Here is a 19,961-nt window from a genome sequence, read left to right on the forward strand (position 1 = left end):
GGAACGCCTCAGCGTCAAACTGGATGCCGCATTTTTCATCGGTCGATCAGCTGCGGCAGCACGCGTGAAGTGGTTCTTGCACGCATGTCCGGCGAAGTGTCGATGGCATTCCAGTTGGAATGGGAGGACATGCAAGGGGGGAATGGGAACGGGGCCAATGGGGAGACTACAGAGCTGAAATGAAACATGAATGCATATCGGGTAGAACGTCGCGCTTTTGAAATTCACTTCCCGGAAGGTCGGCCCTATGTGGCAGCGGACGGGAAGCGCTGGAACGGATGATCCGACCGGCGGCCATCCTCACCTTAAGGGACCGCTTCAATGAAGACGCTGTTCGCAACCACTGCCGCGCTCGCCCTCGTTCTTGGCGCGCAGGCCCACGCGCAGGCCACCAACCTCACCGGCGTGGAGCGGCTCGACGACCGCATCGACGACATCACCGAGGACGCGCAGGACGACCTCGCCGAGGGCCAGGACGCGGAGCGCTTCTCGACGCTCGGCGTGCCCCAGGGCCTGCGCGGCTCGGCCGCGCTCACCTTCTCGGGCGCCAACGGCAACACCGACACCGGCGAGCTCTCGGCCGCGGCGCGCATGACCTACGGCGTGGGCCAGTTCTCGCACAGCTTCGGCCTCGCCGCCGAGTTCGGCGAAGCCAACGGCACGCGCAACGAGGAGAAGTTCTTCGCCACCTACGAGGGCACCCGCGCCTTCACGCCCGCCCTCTACGCCTTCGGCACGGGCCGCTTCGAGTACGACGGCTTCGCCACCGTGGAGCGCGACGCGTTCCTGGGCGGCGGCCTCGGCTACCGGATCCTGAACACGCCCCAAGCCGCCTGGCGCGTGCAGGCCGGCCCCGGCATCCGCTACACCGACCTCGCCAGCGGCACCGACGAGACCGAAGGCGCCGGCATCCTGTCGTCGCGCTTCTTCTACGGCCTGACCGACGCGGTCTCGCTGACCAACGACACCGACGTGCTGACCTCGGACATCAACACCCTGGTCACCAACGACTTCGGCGTGAACTTCCGCGTGAGCGACAACCTGTCGACCCGCGTGAGCTACCGCACCGAGTACAACGACGATCCCCTGCCGGGCTTCCGCAACGCCGACAACACCCTCGGCGTGTCCCTCGTCGTCGGCTTCTGAAGCCGGCGCCACTCATCACGATCGCAGCCGGCGGCGGCATCCCGCCGCCGGCTCCCCCGAACGCCACACGGACCGACAGGTCCGGGTGGCGTTTTCGGTTGGAGGGGCGCCATCCCGGGCGTGATCCGAAGGGCGCGCAAGAATTCCGCGCCGCGCCGAATGCAGACGAGCGATTGGGTCCAATGCAGAAATCGTCGTCGCGGGGTGGGAATGGCGCGCCCAAGAGGATTCGAACCTCTGACCTCTGCCTTCGGAGGGCAGCGCTCTATCCAGCTGAGCTATGGGCGCGTGTGGGGCCGGAGTAGCCCGGAGGCGGGGCGCCCGCAAGCGCCCGTCCGTCTCTGTTCGAGAAATACCTCGGGGGAGGCTTGCAGGGCCGGGGGCGGAGTCCCCAAATCCCCTTAGCTCAGGACGAACCGATCCCGCTTGCCGATCCACACCTTGCGCCCCGGCGCAGCAATCACCGGCGCGCCCGGATCCTCGACCTTGTCGCCGTCCACCCGCACGCCGCCGCCCGCGATCAGGCGCTTGAGCGCGCCGCGGGACTGCGAGGGCAGGGCGGCGGCGCAGAGGTCCAGAAGGGTCGCCCCATCGGGCAGGTCGGCGACGGCGAGCGGCGCATGGTCCTCCTCGGCGGGGGCCTTGCGCTGCACGGTGCGCTCGAAGTGGCCGCGCGCCTCACTCCCTGCGCCGGCGCCGTGGAAGCGGTCGGTGACGTTCTCGGCCAGCGCCTTCTTCAGCGCCATCGGGTTCTCGCCCGCCTCCAGCGCCCGAAGCATCTCGCGCTTCGCATCCGCGTCGAAGGTGGTGGTGAGGTCGAGGTAGTTCGGCAGCATGGCGTCCGAGATCGACATGAGCTTGCCGAACATGTCCTCGGGCGCGTCGGTCAGGCCGACGTAGTTCGCCTTCGACTTCGACATCTTGTCGGACCCGTCGGTGCCCACCAGCAGCGGCATGCACATCACCGCCTGCCCGGGCTTGCCCGCGGCCTCCTGGAGGTGGCGGCCCATGAGGTTGTTGAAGAGCTGGTCGGTGCCTCCGAGCTCAATGTCGGCGTCGATCATCACCGAGTCGTAGCCCTGCAGGATCGGGTAGAGCAGCTCGTGCAGGTGGATCGGCAGGCCGCCCTGGAAGCGGTTGCGGAAGTCGTCGCGCGCCATGATCTGCGCGACCGTCACCGAGGCCATGAGACGGATCGTGGCGGCGAGGTCGAGCTTGCCGTGCCATTCGGAGTTGCGGCGCACCTCGATGTCGTCCGTGTCCACCACCTTGCCGAGCTGGGCGAGGTAGGTCTCGGCGTTGGCGTCGATCTCCTCGGCGGTGAGCGGCGGGCGCAGCTTGTTGCGGCCCGTGGGATCGCCGATCGAGGCGGTGAAGTCGCCGATGATCACGACGATGCGGTGCCCGGCCTCCTGGAAGTCGCGGAGTTTCTGCAACACCACCGCATGGCCGAGGTGCAGGTCCGGGGCGGTGGGGTCGAAGCCCAGCTTCACGCGCAGGGGGCGACCTTCGGATTCGGCGAGGCGGAGCTTCGCGGCGACGCCGTCCTCGGGCTCGACGATGGCGGCGTTGGCGAGCAGGCGGTAGAGCATCGGTCCTCCGGGCGCCGCGGAGCGGCATCATCTCGTTGTCGCGCGGGGGAAAAGTGGCGGAGAGACAGGGATTCGAACCCTGGGTAGGCTTGCACCCACAACGGTTTTCGAAACCGTCCCGTTCGACCACTCCGGCACCTCTCCGCGCGGGGTCGTGGCGCGGCTTCTCGCAAAGGCGTGCGATGGGCGCAAGGGGGTGCGGCGGGGTGCCCGCAACGAATGCATGGAACCGGAACCCTGCGCGGGGAATCGCGCGCGCGCGACCCGAAGACTTGCCCGCCGGCGGCAACGCGGTGTTCACTCCTTGCACATAATCAAGAAACTCCGAGGTGGCAGTGATGACGGGCAAGCAGAGACTTCTATTGGCGTTCCTGTGCGGCGCGACCCTGATGGGCGGCGCCGCCTGGGCCGACGCGCCGCGGCCGGGCGCGGGCGTGGAGGCGGCCGAGAGCGCGGCGGTGGACGCGTTGATGGACGCCGCGCGGCTGGGGCCGCTCATGGCGGTGGTGGCGACCGAGGGCGCGCGCCACGGCGCGGGGCTGGAGGCCGCGCTCTTTCCCGGGCGCGGCGGACGGGCCTGGAGCCGGGCGGTCGCGCGCATCCAGTCGCCGGAGCGCCTTTCGCGGATGCTGGCCGGCGTGCTGGCGACGGAGCTCGATGCGGCGGAGATGCGCGAGGCCGCGGGCTTCTACGCATCGCCCCTGGGCGCGAAGGTTGCGCGGGCCGAGGTGGACTCGCGGCGCGCCATGCTGGACGGGGCGGTCGAGGCCGAGGCGCTCAACGTCGCCGACGCCGCGCCGAAGGACGACCCCCGGTCGGCCCTTGTCGCTCAACTGATCGACGGGCTCGACCTCGTGGGCGCCAACGTGTCGGGCGGGCTGAACGCCAACTACGCCTTCTACCGCGGGCTGGGCGACGGCGGCGCCATGACCCGGCGCCTATCCGAGAGCGAGCTGCTCGCGATGGTCTGGCAGCAGGAGGGCGAGGTGCGCGAGACGACGTCGCGCTGGCTCGACGCCTACCTGACGCTGGCCTATGGGGCGCTCAGCGAGGAGGAGCTGCGGTCCTACGTGGACTGGGCGGCCTCGGCGGTGGGGCGGCGCACGAACGCCGCGCTCTTCGCAGGGTTCGGCGCCGTGTTCGAGCGCACGTCCTACGAGTTGGGGCTGGCCGCGGCGGGCTTCATCGTCTCGGAGGACGCCTGAGGGCGCAGGGTCGCCCATCCGGTTGACATTCCTCGCCCGCCGTGGGAATCCGCGCGCACTGGGCCGCAGGCATCGCTTGCGGCCCTCGCTTATTCGCAACGCCCCTATGCGGGGCCGCTGTCCGAGGTGCCGCGAGGCGCGAACGCCCCTTCGGGGGGACCGCAGGGCGCGACAACACGAAGGAGATGGCGCATGTTCGCTGTCATGAAGACGGGCGGCAAGCAGTACCGTGTCGCCGAAGGCGACGTCCTGCGGGTCGAGAAGCTGGCTGCGAGCGCGGGCGAGCGGGTCCAGTTCAACGAGGTCCTGATGGTGGGCGGCGACACGCTCACCGTGGGCGCACCGTTGGTCGCCGGCGCGGCCGTGCAGGCCGACGTGATCGACCAGATCAAGGGCGAGAAGCTGATCCACTTCGTGAAGCGCCGCCGCAAGCACTCGTCGAAGCGCACCAAGGGCCACCGCCAGCAGCTGACCCTGCTGCGCGTGACCTCGATCCTCGCCTCGGGCGCGGACGGGTCGGGCGTGAAGGCCGCCAAGGGCGCCGGCTCCGCGCCGAAAGCCGCTGCCAGCGCCGCAGCGCCCGCCGGCATGTCCGACCTCGGCGTGCCCGAGACCGCCTCGGACGCCGACAAGATCGCCGAGGCCGCCGCCCCCGGCGCGCGCCCCGCGAACCTTCTCGACGCCCCGCGCGACGGCAAGGCGGACGACCTCAAGAAGATCTCGGGCGTGGGTCCGAAGCTCGAGGGGCTTCTCCACAAGAACGGGGTCTATCACTTCGACCAGATCGTCGCCTGGGGCCCCGAGGAGATCGCCTACATGGACGATCGCCTTTCGTTCAAGGGCCGCATCGAGCGTGACGGCTGGATCGAGCAGGCGAAGAAATTCGCCGCAGAGCAGGAGTAAGGACGCATGGCACACAAGAAAGCGGGCGGCTCCAGCCGCAACGGCCGCGACTCCGCCGGCCGCCGTCTCGGGGTCAAGCTGTTCGGTGGCCAGGCCGCCATCCCGGGCAACATCATCGTCCGCCAGCGCGGCACCAAGTGGTACCCGGGCAACGGCGTCGGCATGGGCAAGGATCACACGATCTTCGCCGTGGTCGAGGGCGCGGTGACCTTCCGCAAGGGCCTCAAGGGGCGCACCTTCATCGACGTGCTGCCGGTGGCCGAGGCCGCCGAGTAGGCCGGTCCTCGAAGCGTTTCCCCGGGGGGTCGGCCGTGCCGGCCCCTTCGTCGTTCCGGAGCCCATCATGCGCGCAGACCGCACCCCCGCGTCATGAGCGTCGCCGTGCTTCCCTTCGCGGCCTTCGCCCTGAGCCAGGTCGGCACGCCCGGCCCGGCCAACATGGCGCTGATGGCCACGGGCGCGGCCCACGGCCTGCGCGCGGCGCTGCCCTTCGTGCTGGGCGTGGCGCTGGGAAAGCAGCTCGTGATCTGGCCCGTGGGCTTCGGACTGATGGAGCTGGCGGGCCGCGCGCCGTGGGCCTTCGAGGTGCTGAAATGGGTCTCCGCCGCCTACATCGTCTGGCTGGCGTGGCGGGTCGCCAACCTGCGGCTGGGCGAGGCGCGGGGCGCGCAGGCGCCGGGCTTCCTGGCCGGGCTGGTGGTGCATCCGCTGAACCCCAAGGCCTGGGCGATGATCACGGGCGGCTTCACCGCCTTCACCGCGCCCGGAACGCCCGCGCTGGAGGCGACGGCGACCATCGCCGCCATCCTGCTCGCCGCGCAGCTCGTGCTGCATCCGCTGTGGTGCTGGGGCGGCAGCCTCGCTGCGCATCGCCTGCGCGGACGGCCCGCCGAGCGCTGGCTCATGTGGACCCTCGCGGCCCTCACGGTCGCCAGCGTCCTCATCGTCTTGTTCGCAGGAGGAGCGACATGACCCCTCAGAAGTCCCCCGTGCGCATCGACCCCCCGGGCGGCGGCGCCCAGGCGGTGATCGAGACCGACCGCCTCACCCTGCGCCCGCTGCGCCGCTCCGACATGGGGCCGATCGAGCTGTATGCCGGCGACATCCGCGTAGCCGGCAGCACCTCGTCGATCCCGCACCCGCTGCCGCCCGGCATGACCGACAACTTCGTCACCCGCACCCTCGCCGGGGAGCGGGACGAGGTCGTGTGGGCGATGGACGCGACCCGCGCCGGGCTCGGCGACCTGATCGGCCTCGTGACGCTCGACCCGATGGACCGCGCGCAGCTCGAGATCGGCTACTGGGTCGCGCCCGTCGTGTGGAACACGGGCCTCGCCACGGAGGCGGTGCGCGCGCTGATGGAGGCGAACCCGCTCGGCGCCTCCCAGATCTTCGGCAAGGTGTTCCAGGACAACCCCGCCTCGGCGCGGGTGCTGACCAACGCCGGCTTCGACTACATCGGCGACGCCGAGGCGTTCTGCGTCGCGCGCGGCGCGGTGCTGCCGATGTGGACCTACATCCGGCAGATGCACGAGAGGACGGCCCCGTGAAGTTCCTGGACCTGGCCAAGGTGTACGTCCGCTCGGGCGCGGGCGGGAACGGGGCGATCTCGTTCCGTCGCGAGAAGTACATCGAGCACGGCGGCCCCGACGGCGGCGACGGCGGGCGCGGCGGCGACGTGGTGGTCGAGGCCGTGGACGGGCTGAACACCCTGATCGACTTCCGCTACCAGCAGCACTTCTTCGCCCGGAACGGGCAGGGCGGCATGGGCCGTCAGCGCACCGGCCGGGGCGGCGAGGACATCGTGCTGCGCGTGCCCGTGGGCACCGAGATCCTCGACGAGGACGAGGAGACCGTGGTCGCCGACATGACCGAGGTGGGCCAGCGCGTGGTACTGGCGAAGGGCGGCAACGGCGGCTTCGGCAACCTTCACTTCAAGACGTCGACCAACCAGGCGCCTCGCCGCTCCAACCCCGGCCAGCCGGGCGTGGAGCGCACGCTCTGGCTGCGCCTCAAGCTGATCGCCGACGTCGGGCTGCTGGGCCTGCCCAACGCCGGCAAGTCCACCTTCCTCGCGGCCACATCGAACGCCCGGCCCAAGATCGCGGACTACCCGTTCACGACGCTGGTCCCGAACCTCGGAGTCGTGGGCGTGGACGGGGGCGAGTTCGTGGTGGCCGACATCCCTGGCCTGATCGAGGGCGCGCACGAGGGCAGGGGGATCGGCGACCGCTTCCTCGGCCATGTGGAGCGCTGCGGCGCGCTCCTGCACCTCGTGGACGGGACCTCCGAGGACGTGGCGGGCGACTACCGCACCGTCATCACGGAGCTGGAGATGTACGGCGGCGGGCTGGTCGACAAGCCGCGGCTGACGGTCCTCAACAAGGCCGACGCCGTGGCGGAGGACGAGCTGCCGGTGCGTTTGCAGGCGTTGTCCGAGGCTTGCGGCGCGGAGGTCATGCAGATGTCCGGCGCCACGGGGCAGGGGGTCACCGAGGTCCTGCGGGCCCTGCGGCGCATGATCCGCCCCGAGGCGGCCGAGCCCGAGGGCGCCGCGTGGACGCCGCTCTGAGCGACGCGCGCCGGGTCGTCGTCAAGATCGGCTCGGCGCTGCTGGTGGACCGCGCGACGGGCGCGCTGCGGGCGGACTGGCTGCGCGGGCTGGCCGAGGACGTGCGGAGCCTGCGGGCGCGGGGCGCGGACGTGATCCTCGTCTCTTCGGGCTCGATCGCGTTGGGACGCGGCGTGCTGGGGCTCGTGCCGCCGCTGTCGCTGGAACAGGCGCAGGCCGCCGCCGCCGTGGGCCAAATCCGCCTCGCGCGGGCCTACGACGAGGCGCTGGCGCCGCTCCATTCGGCGCAGGTGCTGCTGACCCTCGACGACGGCGAGGACCGGCGCCGCTACCTCAACATGCGCGCGACGTTCGAGACGCTGCTGTCCCTCGGCGCGGTGCCCGTCGTCAACGAGAACGACACCGTGGCCACCGACGAAATCCGCTTCGGCGACAACGACCGGCTGGCCGCGCAGGTCGCCGTGATGGCGGGCGCCGACGTCTGCGTGCTCCTGTCCGACGTGGACGGTCTCTACACCGCGAACCCGGGGCTGGACCCGTCGGCCGAGCACCTGCCGGAGGTGGTCGAGATCACGCCCGAGATCGCCGCCATGGCGGGCGAGGGGGTCTCCGGACTGTCGAAGGGCGGCATGGTCACGAAGCTGATGGCCGCGCGCACGGCGATGGAGGCGGGCTGCGCGCTCGCGATCACGCAGGGTGCGGTGGACCGGCCGCTCGCGGCCCTGGACGCCGGCGCGCGGGCCACGTGGTTCCGCGCCAAGGGCGACCCGCAGACCCAGCGCAAGCGCTGGATCGGGGCGATGAAGCCGCGCGGCACGGTCGCCGTGGATGCGGGCGCCGTCGAGGCGCTGCGCGGCGGCAAGTCGCTGCTGCCGGCGGGCGTCACCTGGGTCGGCGGGCGCTTCGGGCGCGGCGAGCCGGTGGCCATCGAGGGGCCGGACGGGCGCGCGATGGGGCAGGGGCTGATCCGCTACACCGCCGAGGAGGCCCGCGCGATCCGCGGCTGCCGCTCCGGTGACATCGAGCGCGTGCTCGGCTATCCGGGCCGCGCCGCGCTGATCCACCGCGACGACATGGCGATCTGAGAAGGGCCGAGACATGAAGGATTTCGACGGCGACGCCGATGCGCTGATCCGTTCCATGGGCGAAGCCGCGCGCGAGGCTTCGGCCGCGCTCGCCCACGCCTCGGCGGAACGCAAGCATGCCGCCCTGATCGGTGCGTCGGAGGCGCTCTGGGCGCGCCGCGCGGAGGTGCTGGACGCCAACGCCCGCGACCTCGCGTTCGCCCGCGGGAAGGGCGTCTCGGGTCCGATGCTCGACCGCCTCGCCCTCGACGAGGACCGCATCCGCGGCATCGTCGACAGTCTGCGCGCCATAGCCAAGCAGCCCGACCCGGTGGGCGCGGTGCTGGACGAGTGGGGGCGTCCCAACGGCCTGCGGATCCGCCGCGTGCGCACGCCCCTCGGCGTGGTGGGCGTGATCTACGAGAGCCGGCCCAACGTCACCGCCGACGCCGGCGCGCTGTGCCTCAAGTCCGGCAACGCGGTGATCCTGCGCGGCGGCTCCGAGAGCCTCAACAGCGCTCGCGCGATCCACGGCGCGATGGTCGAGGGGCTGCGCTGCGCGAACCTCCCCGAGGCGGCCATCCAACTCGTGCCGACTCGCGACCGCTCCGCGGTGGCGGCGATGCTGACGGCCACGGACCACATCGACGTGATCGTGCCGCGCGGCGGCAAGGGGCTCGTCGGCCTCGTGCAGCGCGAGGCGCGGGTGCCGGTCTTCGCGCATCTCGAGGGCATCGTCCACGTCTACGTGGACCGCTCCGCCGACCCGGAGACCGCGCGCCGCGTGGTGCTGAATGCCAAGACCCGCCGCACGAGCATCTGCGGCGCCGCCGAGTGCTTGCTCGTCCACCGCGACGTGGCCGAAGGGCTGGGACAGGACCTGGTGGACATGCTCGTGGAAGCGGGCGTCGAGGTGCGGGCCGGCGAGGGGCTTCGTGGCACGGTGGCTGCGACCGAGGCCGACTGGGGCACCGAGTTCCTCGACATGCGCATCGCCGCGCGCGTGGTGGACGACGTGGACGGCGCCATCGCGCACATCCGGCGCCACGGCTCGGACCACACCGACTGCATCCTTGCCGAGGACCCGGCCACCGTGGCGCGCTTCTTCGAGCGGGTCGACAGCGCCATCGTGATGCACAACGCGTCCACCCAGTTCGCCGACGGCGGCGAGTTCGGCATGGGCGCGGAGATCGGCATCGCGACCGGCAAGCTGCATGCGCGCGGCCCCGTCGGGGCCGAGCAGCTCTGCAGCTTCAAATACCTGGTCGAGGGCCGGGGCGCGGTGCGCCCCTAGGAGGTCGCGAGCCGGGGACCGCGGCCCATCGCCACGAGGTCGAACGCGAGGCTGGGGGCGACCTCGGCCACGTCGGCGCGGATGACCGCCTCGTGCGCGACGTCCGTGGCATAGGCCACGTAGCGTCCGGTGAACCCGAGCGCACCGAGGCGTTCCGCCAGCTCGAACGCATCGAACTCCGGCGCGACGAGCGGAGACAGCACCACCATCGCGCCGTGGACCCGCTCCGGATCGAGGGCGTCGAACCCGACGCTCCGCGCGCCTGGTGCGAGTGCTCCGAACAGGCGCGACGGAACCGTCTCGCGTTCCCTCGGGCCGAGGCCCACGAGAAGGATGTCCGTCCGTTCCGCGCGGGCTGTACCGGACTTCGGACCGATCCGCGCCGCGTCGATCTGCGATGCTGCCATCGGCCCACCCCTGTGCCATGACCGGGCGGGCCGCATGATGCGGCGCCATCCCTCGAACCATCGTTAGCGCAAAGCTGGAATACCCAAAAGGCAAATATGAGTATTTCCAGTGATTTACATCGCGAGGCGGACGAGTTGCCACGTGAATCGCCTTTGGGTTGCGATATGTTCCGGAGAGCGGGGCGGACTTCGGCGTGGCGTTTCGTGGTGAGAAAGCGGCGGGCACGGGGTCTGACCCATCCACCACTTCGCGGCCACCGTCATCCTGTAAGGCAGATTATGTAAACGATTGGCTAACCGGAAGGTGCCGAGGTCGCTCGTCCGCCTGCCTATCGCACCTTTACGCCCCTGACCCCACCGGTCCGGTATCGACACGGTTCCCCCGTGCTGCCTAGCTAGGCGGAACGCGGGAGACCTCATGCCATCCATCCTCGTCCTGAACGGCCCCAACCTCAACCTGCTCGGCACGCGCGAGCCGGCGATCTATGGCGCGGACACGCTGGCGGACGTCGAGCGACGATGCCGCGCGCTCGGTGAGAGCCTGGGAAGCTCGATCGACTGCCTCCAATCCAACCACGAAGGCGCGCTGGTCGATGCGATCCACGACGCCCGCGGGCGCCATGCCGGAATCGTGCTGAACGCCGGCGCCTACACCCACACGTCGATCGCCCTGCGCGACGCGATCTCCGGCGTCGCGCTGCCCTGCGTGGAGGTCCACGTCTCCAACGTCCACGCGCGCGAGGCCTTCCGCCATCATTCCGTGATCGCGCCCGTCTGCCGGGGCGTGATCGCGGGTTTCGGGGTGGCGGGATACGAGCTCGCGATCCGTGCGCTCGCGGAGGATCCGTGACCCTGCCCTCCGAAGTGCTCCGCGGCCTCATCGCCGACGAGACGGTCGACGCGGTGTGGTCGCGCCTCGAGGCCTACACGGCGGCCTTCGGCTTCGACCGGATGCTCTACGCGGCCTCGCACTACCTCACGCTCCACAGCGCCGGCGATGCCCGCGACGCGCTGATCCTCACGAACTATCCGACCTCCTACACCGACGAGTACGTCGGCGCGGGCCTGTTCCAGAAGGCGCCGCTGGTTCGCTGGGCCATGAACGAGATCGGCACCACGTCCTGGCGCCGGGTCGCCGAGGACGCGCGCGCGGGGCTGCTGAGCGCCGACGAGCTGGAAGTCGTCGCGTTCAACCAGCGCCACGGCGTGGTCGCGGGCTACGCGATCAGCTTCCCGCGCTCATCGCCCCGCGCCGGCGCGGGTCTCGGCCTGTCGTCCGCGACCATGTCCCAGGACGAGATCGACGCGCTCTGGGCGCGTCATGGCGAGGAGATCGAACTGGTCGCGGGCGTCGCGCATCTCAAGCTGCTCTCGCTTCCGCACGGCGACCACGTCCGCAGCCTGACGAAGCGCCAGCGGGAGGTGCTCGAGCTCGTGTCGGACGGCAAGACGGTGCAGGATGCCGCGGTGCTGCTGGAGATCAACGCCGCCACGGTCGAGAAGCACCTGCGCCTCGCACGCGAGGCCCTGGGGGTGGAGACCACGGCGCAGGCGATTCGAAAGATGAGCACCCACAACCAGTTCTTCACCTACCACCCCGATCACGTGTCGAGGTAAGGTTTTCCCCACTGGCCCGATCGGGGCCGCGGGTGCACCTTGGAGACGTCTCGTGAGTGGCGGCAATTGCGTCGTTGGACTAGTCGGACGGGGGGTCGTTCCGAATATTTACGCGATCGCTTCCCGGTCGGGCCGGTGAATTCCGGCGGCGCGATGCGCGGGCCATTTCGCCCGCGGTCGCGAACAGCTTGGCCCGCGCCTCGTGAGGCGTGGACCGGAGAGCCGCGTCGCGCATCCCATCCGCGATGCGACTTGTGCCGCCGCGTACTGGCAGGCACGGAGAGCGGCGCCGGGATGTCTTTCCCCGGCGCCGCCTCGCATTCAGCCCCGGGCGGTCTTGGCGACCTCGGCGGCGAAGTCCTCCTTCACCACCTCGATGCCCTCGCCCACTTCCAGGCGCACGTAGCCGGTGATCTCGACGCCGGCGTCCTTGGCCGCCTGGCCCACGGTCACGTCGGGGTTCACGACGAACTGCTGGTTCAGCAGCGTGACCTCGGCCATGTACTTCTTCATGCGGCCCTCGATCATCTTCTCGATGACCTGCTCGGGCTTGCCGCTCTCGCGGGCGATGTCGATCTGGACCTGACGCTCCTTCTCGATCACGGCCGCGTCCAGCTCGTCCTCGTTGAGGGCGGCGGGGTTGGTGGCGGCAATGTGCATGGCGACCTGCTTGCCGAAGGCCTCGTCGGCCGAGGACAGGGCCACCAGCACGCCGATCTTGCCCATGTCGGTCGCGGCGGCGTTATGCACGTAGGTGACGATGCTTCCGCCCGAGAGCGACTCCATGCGGCGCAGGGTCATGTTCTCGCCGATCTTGGCGATGGCGTCGGTGATCACGGTGCCCACGGTGCGGCCGCCGATCTCGGCGTCGGTCAGGGCGCCGAGGTCCGGGACCTTCAGCGCGGTGCGGGCGATGTCGCCGACCATGGACTGGAACTCGGCGTTCTTGCCCACGAAGTCGGTCTCGGAGTTCACCTCGACGGCGACGCCCTTGCCGCCGTCGACGGCGACGGCCACGAGGCCCTCGGCGGCGGTGCGGCCCGACTTCTTGGCGGCCTTGGCGAGACCCTTGGTGCGCAGCCAGTCCACGGCGGCATCCATGTCGCCGTCCGTCTCGGTCAGCGCCTTCTTGGCGTCCATCATGCCCGCGCCGGTCGTGTCGCGGAGTTCCTTCACCTGAGCTGCGGTGACTGCCATCTGCTCTCTCCTGAAATGGGGTGCGCGGACGCGGGGCCCCTGCCCCGCGCCCTGATTGTCGTTCGCCGTCCGCGGCTTACGCCTCGGCGGGCGCCTCTTCGGCGGCGGGGGCGTCCTCGGCGGCGGGCTCGACGGCCTCGCCCTCGTCCACGCCCTCCTCGAGTTCGCCGAGGTCGACGCCGGCGGCGCCGAGCTGGGCGCTCATGCCGTCGAGCGCCGCGCGGGCGATCAGGTCGCAGTAGAGCGCGATGGCGCGGGCCGCGTCGTCGTTGCCCGGGATCACGTAGTCAACGCCGTCGGGCGAGCAGTTCGTGTCGACCACGGCCACCACCGGGATGCCGAGCTTCTTGGCCTCGGCGATGGCGAGGTCTTCCTTGTTGACGTCGATAACGAAGAGCAGATCCGGCAGTCCACCCATTTCGCGGATGCCGCCCAGGGTCGCGGTCAGCTTCTGCTGGTCGCGCTCCATGCCGAGCCGCTCCTTCTTGGTGAGGCCCTCGCCGCCCTGCTCGATCGCTTCGTCGATGGATTTCAGGCGGTTGATCGAGTTCGACACGGTCTTCCAGTTGGTGAGCGTGCCGCCCAGCCAACGGTGGTTCATGTAGTACTGGGCGCAGCGCTCGGCGGCGTCGGCGATCGGCTTCTGGGCCTGGCGCTTGGTGCCGACGAAGAGGATGCGACCGCCCTTGGCGACGGTGTCGCGGACGACCTGGAGGGCCTGGTCGAGCATCGGGACCGTCTGGGTGAGGTCCATGATGTGGATGCCGCCCTTGGCGCCGTAGATGTACGGCCCCATGCGGGGGTTCCAGCGCTGGGTCTGGTGGCCGAAGTGGACGCCGCTCTCGAGGAGCTGGCGCAGCGAAAATTCGGGCAGTGCCATCAGTAGGTTACCTTTCCGGTTTGAGCCTCGGCGGGGGATCAAGGGCATGGTGCCCAACCGGTGGACCGTCCGGGATGTCTCCCCGGAGCGGCCCGCCCCCGCCTGCGAAGTGCGCGCGATCTAGTGGATCGGGGCGGCGGCGGCAAGCGCGGAATCGGGGGGGCGCCTCCCGTGCACCCCCCGTACACCCCCCGTGCATACCGCGCGTCGCCCCTAGGGCAGGATGCGGGTGTACTTCTGGCCCTCGATGGTGGCGCCCGCGATCAGGCCGGCCTGGCCGAACACCACGGCGACCACCGGGGTCAGGAGCGTGGTCGTGTCGGTGGTCAGCGCGCCGGTGCGGGACGCCATCGCGTACTCCAGGTCGGCGCCGGCCACCCAGCCGCGCGAGGTGCGGAAGTCCGACAGCGCGCGCTCGGTCATGAAGAACAGCGCGTGGCTGTACTGCTGCGCCCCGAGCTGGAGTCCAACGGAGGCGTTGGCCACCGAGTAGTAGTCGACGGTCGCGTCGTCGACGCGCAGCGCACCGCGGCCGAAGGCCCCGCCGAGGCCGACGCCGGCCTCGGTCACGAGGGGCAGCATCAGCACGCCCACGGACTTGTCGGCGAGGGTCCGCGTCTCGGGAAGCTCCCGGTACATGAAGGAGAAGGCGGCGTCGGTGCGGGCGTCGATGCGGCCCGCGCCGTTGGAGCCGACGCCGTTGCCGCAGGCCGCGAGGGCCAGCGGGGCGGATGCGGCCGCGAGGAAGCGGCGACGCGAGAGTGCGGTCATGGGGTCACCTGTGTCTGTCTGCTCGGTCCGGGGTCTGGTGCCCCTTCGACGCCGGCGAGACTAGCGCGCGGCCCCCTGCCCTGTCACGCCTCCGGGGCGCGCGCGGCCTCGGGTGTGTCATCCGGGAATCGCCGGGCGAAGTGCTCGGCCTGACGGGCGGTCCAGCGGACGCGCAGCGCGAAGCCCTCCTCGCCCTGCCGCTCGCCCGTGACCACGCCCGCCTCGTGCAGCCATGCGCGCGCGGCGCCGGCCGCGAAGGGCAGCGCGACGGTGCCCTCGACCATGGAGGCCGACAGGCGCTCCGCGATCTCGGCGAGCACGGCGTCGAGCCCCTCGCCGGTCAGGGCCGAGGCGAGGTACACCGCATCGTCGCGTCCCGCGCGGTTCTCGGCCACGGCCCGCTCCTCGGGGGCGAGCGCGTCGAGCTTGTTCCACAGCTCCAGCTTGGGCACGTCGGCGCCCACGCCGAGCGCTTCCATGATCGTCTCCACGTCGCGGGCCTGCGCCTCGCTTTCGGGATGCGAGATGTCGCGGACGTGGAGGATCAGGTCCGCCTCCAGCACCTCCTCGAGGGTGGCGCGGAAGGCGGCGACGAGCTGGGTGGGCAGGTCCGAGATGAAGCCCACCGTGTCCGAGAGGATCACGTCGAGGGCGTCGCGGGTGCCGCCGGTGTTCAGCTTCACGGCGCGCATGGTCGGATCGAGCGTGGCGAACAGCATGTCCGCGGCCATGACCTCGGCGCCGGTGAGGCGGTTGAAGAGCGTGGACTTGCCGGCGTTGGTGTAGCCCACGAAGGCCACGACGGGGTACGGCACCTTGGCGCGCGCGGCGCGGTGCAGCTCGCGGGTGCGGGTGACCTTCTCGAGCTGCTTGCGGATGCGGACGATCTGCTCGTCGATGGCGCGTCGGTCGGCCTCGATCTGGGTCTCGCCGGGGCCGCCCACGAAGCCGAGGCCGCCGCGCTGGCGCTCCAGGTGCGTCCAGGCGCGCACGAGGCGGGTGCGCTGGTAGCTGAGGGCGGCCAGCTCCACCTGCAGCACGCCCTCGCGGGTGGCGGCGCGGTCGGCGAAGATCTCGAGGATGAGCGAGGTGCGGTCCAGGAGCTTGACCTTCCAGGCCTTCTCCAGGTTGCGCTGCTGCACGGGGCTGACGTTGCCGTCGATCAGCACCAGCTCGACCTCGTCCGCCTCGATGCGGCGGCCAAGTTCTTCCAGCTTGCCGGAGCCGAACAGGCGGCCGGGATGGGGGCGCGGCAGACGCACCACCTCGTCGCCCACGACCTCCAGCCCCGGAAGCGCGTGGGCGAGGCTGACGGCCTCGGCGAGTGCCAGGCGCGGGTCGCGGCCCGAGCGGTCGGCGCCCCGCGTGTCGGGATGCAGGATCAGCGCGCGGGTCGGCCGGGCCGCGGTGTCGAAGGCCTCAGGCAGCGTCGTCGCCGTTGTAGAGCGAGATGGGCTGCGAGGGCATCACGGTGGAGATGGCGTGCTTGTAGACGAGCTGGGACTGACCGTCGCGGCGCAGGAGCACGCAAAAGTTGTCGAACCAGGTGATCACGCCCTGAAGCTTCACGCCGTTGATGAGGAAGATCGTGACCGGCACCTTCGTCTTGCGGACATGATTGAGGAAGGCGTCCTGGAGGTTCTGCTTGTCCGAGGCCATGAGTCGTTCCTTGCGTGCGGCCCTTGACCGGGCCGTCTTTCCCGTTGGTCCGGATCGTTATGCGGGGGGGGCCGCACGGTTTCCAGTGCCGAATCGCGCGTTTCGGCCCGAATGGTGCCCGCTTGCGCCTACTTTCGCCAGAAATCGGGGTTGAACAGCGCGATCAGCGCCAGCGCCTCCAGCCGGCCCACGAGCATCGCGGCGCACAGGATCACCTTGGCGGGGTCGGACACGGCGGCGGTGCCGCCCTCCAGCGCGATGGTGGCGAGGGGGCCGCACAAGGTCAGCACGGCGGAGGCGAGGACGATGGATTCGCGGAAATCCAGCTCGGTCAGCCCGAGCAGGAGCGTGACGACGGCGATCGACGTGGCGAAGAGCATGAAGAAGACCCAGGCCGCCTCGACCCCGCGCGCCGGCAGGTGGCCCGACTGCGGCGCGTGGGAGCCGACCGAGTGCGGGTGGACCAAGAGCGCCATCTCGCGGCGCCCGTGGGCGTAGAGGGCATAGACGCGCAGGAGCTTCACGCCGCCCGCGGTCGTGGCGACGCCGCCGCCGAACATGGCGAGGCCGACGAGGAGCACGGCGGGCGTCTCGAGCCCGGACCAGGCGCGGGCCTCGATCCAGCCGCCCGACTCGAAGCCTGTGGTGGTCAGGAAGCTGAGCACGGTGAAGGTGGCGCCCCAGTAGGCCTTGACCGCCTCGGCGAGGTTCTCGCCGCCGCGCACCTCGAAGGCGCCGATCCAGTGGCGCAGGAACAGGAGCGTCGGGACGGCGAGCACGATGGCGACGGCGAGGCGCAGCTCGCGGTCGGCCACGAGACGCTGCACCTGCTCGCGGTGCAGGTCGGTGGCGAAGGTCAGACGCGAGACGGCGAAGAAGAGGAACGCGAAGACCGCGATCTCGCCCCAGGGGCCGAAGGGCTCGTCGTTGCCGACGATGCCGGAGGTGGAGAGCGTGGACATGGCGCGGATCGCGGCCTCGGTGGGATCCATGCCGCTGGCCGCGAGCATCATCCATAAGGCGAGCGTGAGGCCGGCGTAGATGGGGGTGAGCTGCGCGGCGTAGCGGGCGATGCGCTGGGACGGCAGCGCCTCCTGGATCAGCGAGGAGAGGCGCGCGGACTGGCCGGTGCGGGGCGACCACGTGACCTCGAAGCCGCCCAGGCGGATGGGCGCGAGGATGGCAGCGGCGCCGACCCAGACGAGGAGGCCGCCCTCCCAGGCGACGAGGGCGCGCCAGAGGTGGAGCGTGGGCGACAGGCGGTCGGGGTCGTAGAGGGTGCCGCCCGTGGTGGTGAGGGCGGCGGTCATCTCGAGGTAGAGGTTGAGGGTGGAGGTGTCGCGGATCACCTCCCGCATGGGCTGGAGCGCGAGGGCGGGCAGCAGGACGTAGGTGCCGACGAGGGCCAGGAGGTGCGAGCGGGCGATGCTGCCGCGCCGGGTGCGCATGGTGGCGAGGGCGACCGCGGCGATCAGGGCGCCGGAGATGAGCGTCCAGTAGAAGAAGGCGCGGGCCTCCTCGTGGGCGTCGCGCGCGAGGGCGTGGAGCGCGGGCACCGGCATGGACAGCGTGAGCACCGCCGCGAGGGCGACCAGGAGGGGGAGGCGTTCGAGGCGCTCCACGTCAGAAGAAGTCCACCTGCACCTGGAGGAGACGCTCCACCTCGGGGACGTCGTCGGCGAGCGCGAAGATGACCACGGTGTCGCCCTCCTCGATGCGGGTGGAGCCGGTGGGCTTCTCGACGGCGCCGCCGCGCTTGCGGATGGCGCCGACGAGGGCGCCCTCGGGGAAGCCGACGGCGGAGATGGTGCGGCCCGAGAGGGGCGAGGTGCCCATGACCTGCGCCTCGATGATCTCGGCCTCGGCGTCGCCCACGGAGTAGACGTTGCGCACCCGGCCGTGGCGCACGTGGCGCAGGATCGAGGACACCGTGGTCTGGCGGGGGTTGATGTAGGCGTCGATGCGCAGAGGCTCCATCAATGGCACCAGCGTGGGGTCGTTGATGAGCGCGATGGTCTTGGGGCATCCGCTCGCCTTGGCACGCACCGCGGCGAGCATGTTGGTCTTGTCGTCGTCGGTGACGCAGAGCACCGCATCCGCGCGGTCGATCGAGGCCTCGCGCAGCAGCTCCATGTCGAGGCCGTCGCCCGACAGCACGATGGTGCGCTCCAGCGCCTCGGCGGCGCGCTCGGCGGACTGGCGGTTCTTCTCGATCATCTTGGCGCGGATGCGGTCGGGCGCCTCCTCCAGCGCCAGCGCCACGGCGAGGCCGACGTTGCCGCCGCCGATGATGACCACGCGCTCCTGCTTGCGGACGTCCTTGCCGAAGATCTCCTGGGTGCGGGCGAGGTCGGCCTCGTGGCACATCACGTAGATCTGGTCGCCCGCGTAGAGCTGGTCGCCCGGCTCGGGGGCGAAGAGGCGCTTGCCGCGGCGGCGCACGCCGACCACGACGGCGCGCAAGGTCGAGAACAGCTCCGAGAGCTGGCGCAGCGGCGTGTCGAGAACGGGGCAGTCCTCGCCGAGCAGGAGGCCGATGAGCTGGGCCTGCCCGTCCATGAAGCTCTCGACGTCGAAGGCCTCGGGCGCGCGCAGCCGGCGCAGCGCGGCCTGGGCCACCTCGCGCTCGGGCGAGATCACCACGTCGATGGGCATGTGGTCGCGGCGGTAGAGGTCGGCGCGCATGGCGGCGAGGTAGCTCTGGGCGCGCAGGCGCGCGATCTTGCGCGGCACCGTGAACACCGAGTGGGCCACCTGGCAGGTGACCATGTTGACCTCGTCGGAATGGGTGGCGGCGATCAGCATGTCGGCGTCCTCGGCGCCTGCCCGCTCCAGCACGTCCGGGTAGGAGGCGAAGCCGGTAATGCCCTGCACGTCGAGCGTGTCGGTGGCGCGGTGCACGAGGTCGGGGTCGTTGTCGACCACGGTGACGTCGTTGCGCTCGCCCGAGAGGTGGCGGGCGATCTGCCAGCCGACCTGGCCCGCGCCGCAGATGATGACCTTCATGCACGCGCCCCGCGCCGTTTCCCGACCCGCTTTCCTAGAGCGGGGGCGCGGGGGGGTCAATCGAACGGGGAGCGCGCCGGGGGCGGCCGGCGCAAGTCGCTGACGGCGCGAGATATCTTGCAGTGCGGCGCGCCGTCGCTAGGGTTGCGGCATGAGACGCATCGCCACCCTCCCCGCCCTTCTTGCCCTCGCCGCCTGCGCGGGCGCCCCCGCCGCCGGGCCGCCCGTGCCGGTCTACCTCAAGCCCTCGGTCTCGGCGCGGCAGGCGCTGGAGGACGTGGCGATCTGCCGCGAGGAGGCGCGGCGCGCCGTGCCGCGGCGGTCGGTCCCGGTCTCGGTGCAGCCCACGATCTCGGTGGGCGTGAGCCGGTGCTCGGGCCGCGTCTGCGTCGGCGCCAGCCAGGGACTGGGCGGCGGCATCGGCGCGCGCGTCGGGCCGCTGGGCTACGAGCGCTTCCCCACGGCGCGGGTGGACCGCAACGCGCCCCTGCGCGGCGAGGCGATCGGGGCCTGCATGGGGGCCAAGGGCTACGGTCTGACCACCCTACCCCGCTGCACCGGTCCCGCGCGGGCGCTGCAGAGCCACCCGTTCGACACCACGGGGCTGTGCGTGGCCCGGGGCGAGGTGATCGCCGAGCCGGTCTGAGG

General features: G+C 71.1%; 21 protein-coding genes and 2 tRNA genes. 12 read left to right on the top strand and 11 right to left on the bottom strand.

Translation table 11 applies throughout. From position 1 onward, the window contains the following. Positions 1 to 321: 321 nt before the first annotated feature. Positions 322 to 1,146 (top strand): YdiY family protein, encoded by an 825-nt coding sequence (locus tag K3554_RS10770; protein ID WP_259940096.1) that lies wholly within the window; start codon positions 322 to 324, stop codon positions 1,144 to 1,146. Between the two features lie 211 nt (positions 1,147 to 1,357). Here K3554_RS10770 and K3554_RS10775 read toward each other — a convergent pair. From K3554_RS10775 to K3554_RS10785, 3 genes are all read right to left on the bottom strand, one after another. Further along, positions 1,358 to 1,434, bottom strand: a tRNA-Arg gene (locus K3554_RS10775). A gap of 113 nt (positions 1,435 to 1,547) precedes the next feature. Beyond that, on the bottom strand, positions 1,548 to 2,738 hold the full coding sequence (tyrS, locus tag K3554_RS10780) for a tyrosine--tRNA ligase (protein WP_259940098.1): 1,191 nt from the start codon (positions 2,736 to 2,738) through the stop codon (positions 1,548 to 1,550). Positions 2,739 to 2,792: 54 nt separating this feature from the next. Then, positions 2,793 to 2,882 (bottom strand) — tRNA-Ser (locus K3554_RS10785). 194 nt (positions 2,883 to 3,076) lie between these two features. On the opposite strand from K3554_RS10785, the gene K3554_RS10790 reads away from it, so the two are divergent. The 8 genes from K3554_RS10790 to K3554_RS10825 all read left to right on the top strand — a co-directional run bounded on the left by K3554_RS10790 (position 3,077) and on the right by K3554_RS10825 (position 9,776). Beyond that, entirely contained in the window at positions 3,077 to 3,943 is an 867-nt protein-coding gene (locus K3554_RS10790; RefSeq protein WP_259940100.1) for a DUF2059 domain-containing protein, read from the top strand. 192 nt (positions 3,944 to 4,135) lie between these two features. Then, a complete protein-coding gene (locus tag K3554_RS10795) occupies positions 4,136 to 4,846 on the top strand; it encodes a 50S ribosomal protein L21 (RefSeq protein WP_259940102.1) in 711 nt (236 codons plus the stop codon). A gap of 6 nt (positions 4,847 to 4,852) precedes the next feature. Further along, positions 4,853 to 5,122, top strand: a complete 270-nt coding sequence (gene rpmA / locus K3554_RS10800) for a 50S ribosomal protein L27 (RefSeq protein WP_259940104.1) — start codon at positions 4,853 to 4,855, stop codon at positions 5,120 to 5,122. Positions 5,123 to 5,215: 93 nt separating this feature from the next. Continuing rightward, complete coding sequence (locus tag K3554_RS10805; RefSeq protein WP_259940105.1) at positions 5,216 to 5,818, top strand: LysE family translocator; 603 nt, start codon at positions 5,216 to 5,218, stop codon at positions 5,816 to 5,818. Next, positions 5,815 to 6,396, top strand: coding sequence for a GNAT family N-acetyltransferase (locus tag K3554_RS10810; protein WP_259940107.1), 582 nt, complete (start codon positions 5,815 to 5,817; stop codon positions 6,394 to 6,396). Before K3554_RS10805 ends, K3554_RS10810 begins: the two co-directional genes overlap by 4 nt. Continuing rightward, on the top strand, positions 6,393 to 7,418 hold the full coding sequence (obgE, locus tag K3554_RS10815) for a GTPase ObgE (protein ID WP_259940109.1): 1,026 nt from the start codon (positions 6,393 to 6,395) through the stop codon (positions 7,416 to 7,418). The genes K3554_RS10810 and obgE overlap by 4 nt, the downstream gene beginning before the upstream one ends. Then, positions 7,403 to 8,503: a glutamate 5-kinase gene (proB, locus tag K3554_RS10820; RefSeq protein ID WP_259940111.1), complete on the top strand. Its 1,101-nt coding sequence runs from the start codon at positions 7,403 to 7,405 to the stop codon at positions 8,501 to 8,503. Before obgE ends, proB begins: the two co-directional genes overlap by 16 nt. Before the next feature lie 13 nt (positions 8,504 to 8,516). After that, a complete protein-coding gene (locus tag K3554_RS10825) occupies positions 8,517 to 9,776 on the top strand; it encodes a glutamate-5-semialdehyde dehydrogenase (RefSeq protein WP_259940115.1) in 1,260 nt (419 codons plus the stop codon). On the opposite strand, the gene K3554_RS10830 is transcribed toward K3554_RS10825, so the two are convergent. Continuing rightward, on the bottom strand, positions 9,773 to 10,183 hold the full coding sequence (locus K3554_RS10830; RefSeq protein WP_259940117.1) for a hypothetical protein: 411 nt from the start codon (positions 10,181 to 10,183) through the stop codon (positions 9,773 to 9,775). The genes K3554_RS10825 and K3554_RS10830 overlap by 4 nt on opposite strands. 418 nt (positions 10,184 to 10,601) lie before the next feature. Here K3554_RS10830 and aroQ point away from each other — a divergent pair, with 418 nt between their 5' ends. Continuing rightward, positions 10,602 to 11,033: a type II 3-dehydroquinate dehydratase gene (aroQ, locus tag K3554_RS10835; RefSeq protein WP_259940120.1), complete on the top strand. Its 432-nt coding sequence runs from the start codon at positions 10,602 to 10,604 to the stop codon at positions 11,031 to 11,033. Further along, positions 11,030 to 11,800 (top strand): LuxR family transcriptional regulator, encoded by a 771-nt coding sequence (locus K3554_RS10840; RefSeq protein ID WP_259940122.1) that lies wholly within the window; start codon positions 11,030 to 11,032, stop codon positions 11,798 to 11,800. The genes aroQ and K3554_RS10840 overlap by 4 nt, the downstream gene beginning before the upstream one ends. Before the next feature lie 321 nt (positions 11,801 to 12,121). On the opposite strand, the gene tsf is transcribed toward K3554_RS10840, so the two are convergent. The 7 genes from tsf to trkA all read right to left on the bottom strand — a co-directional run bounded on the left by tsf (position 12,122) and on the right by trkA (position 19,313). Then, on the bottom strand, positions 12,122 to 12,997 hold the full coding sequence (gene tsf / locus K3554_RS10845) for a translation elongation factor Ts (RefSeq protein ID WP_259940126.1): 876 nt from the start codon (positions 12,995 to 12,997) through the stop codon (positions 12,122 to 12,124). Positions 12,998 to 13,073: 76 nt separating this feature from the next. Continuing rightward, positions 13,074 to 13,877 carry a 30S ribosomal protein S2 gene (rpsB, locus tag K3554_RS10850; RefSeq protein ID WP_259940127.1) on the bottom strand — a complete coding sequence of 268 codons (804 nt, stop codon included), beginning with the start codon at positions 13,875 to 13,877 and terminating at the stop codon, positions 13,074 to 13,076. A gap of 213 nt (positions 13,878 to 14,090) precedes the next feature. Next, the gene (locus K3554_RS10855; protein ID WP_259940131.1) at positions 14,091 to 14,648 is read right to left on the bottom strand and encodes a YSC84-related protein; all 558 of its coding nucleotides are present in this window, start codon (positions 14,646 to 14,648) and stop codon (positions 14,091 to 14,093) included. Between the two features lie 83 nt (positions 14,649 to 14,731). Next, positions 14,732 to 16,030, bottom strand: a complete 1,299-nt coding sequence (gene hflX / locus K3554_RS10860) for a GTPase HflX (RefSeq protein ID WP_259945895.1) — start codon at positions 16,028 to 16,030, stop codon at positions 14,732 to 14,734. Between the two features lie 37 nt (positions 16,031 to 16,067). Then, on the bottom strand, positions 16,068 to 16,307 hold the full coding sequence (gene hfq / locus K3554_RS10865) for an RNA chaperone Hfq (protein WP_259940132.1): 240 nt from the start codon (positions 16,305 to 16,307) through the stop codon (positions 16,068 to 16,070). A gap of 128 nt (positions 16,308 to 16,435) precedes the next feature. After that, positions 16,436 to 17,929: a potassium transporter TrkG gene (locus K3554_RS10870; RefSeq protein WP_259940133.1), complete on the bottom strand. Its 1,494-nt coding sequence runs from the start codon at positions 17,927 to 17,929 to the stop codon at positions 16,436 to 16,438. A 1-nt stretch (position 17,930) separates the two neighbouring features. Continuing rightward, positions 17,931 to 19,313: a Trk system potassium transporter TrkA gene (gene trkA, locus K3554_RS10875; RefSeq protein WP_259940135.1), complete on the bottom strand. Its 1,383-nt coding sequence runs from the start codon at positions 19,311 to 19,313 to the stop codon at positions 17,931 to 17,933. 151 nt (positions 19,314 to 19,464) lie between these two features. Here trkA and K3554_RS10880 point away from each other — a divergent pair, with 151 nt between their 5' ends. After that, positions 19,465 to 19,959 carry a hypothetical protein gene (locus tag K3554_RS10880; protein ID WP_259940137.1) on the top strand — a complete coding sequence of 165 codons (495 nt, stop codon included), beginning with the start codon at positions 19,465 to 19,467 and terminating at the stop codon, positions 19,957 to 19,959. Positions 19,960 to 19,961 lie beyond the last annotated feature (2 nt).

It is taken from the genome of Jannaschia sp. W003 (assembly GCF_025144335.1).
In the GTDB taxonomy this organism is placed as follows: Bacteria; Pseudomonadota; Alphaproteobacteria; order Rhodobacterales; family Rhodobacteraceae; genus Jannaschia.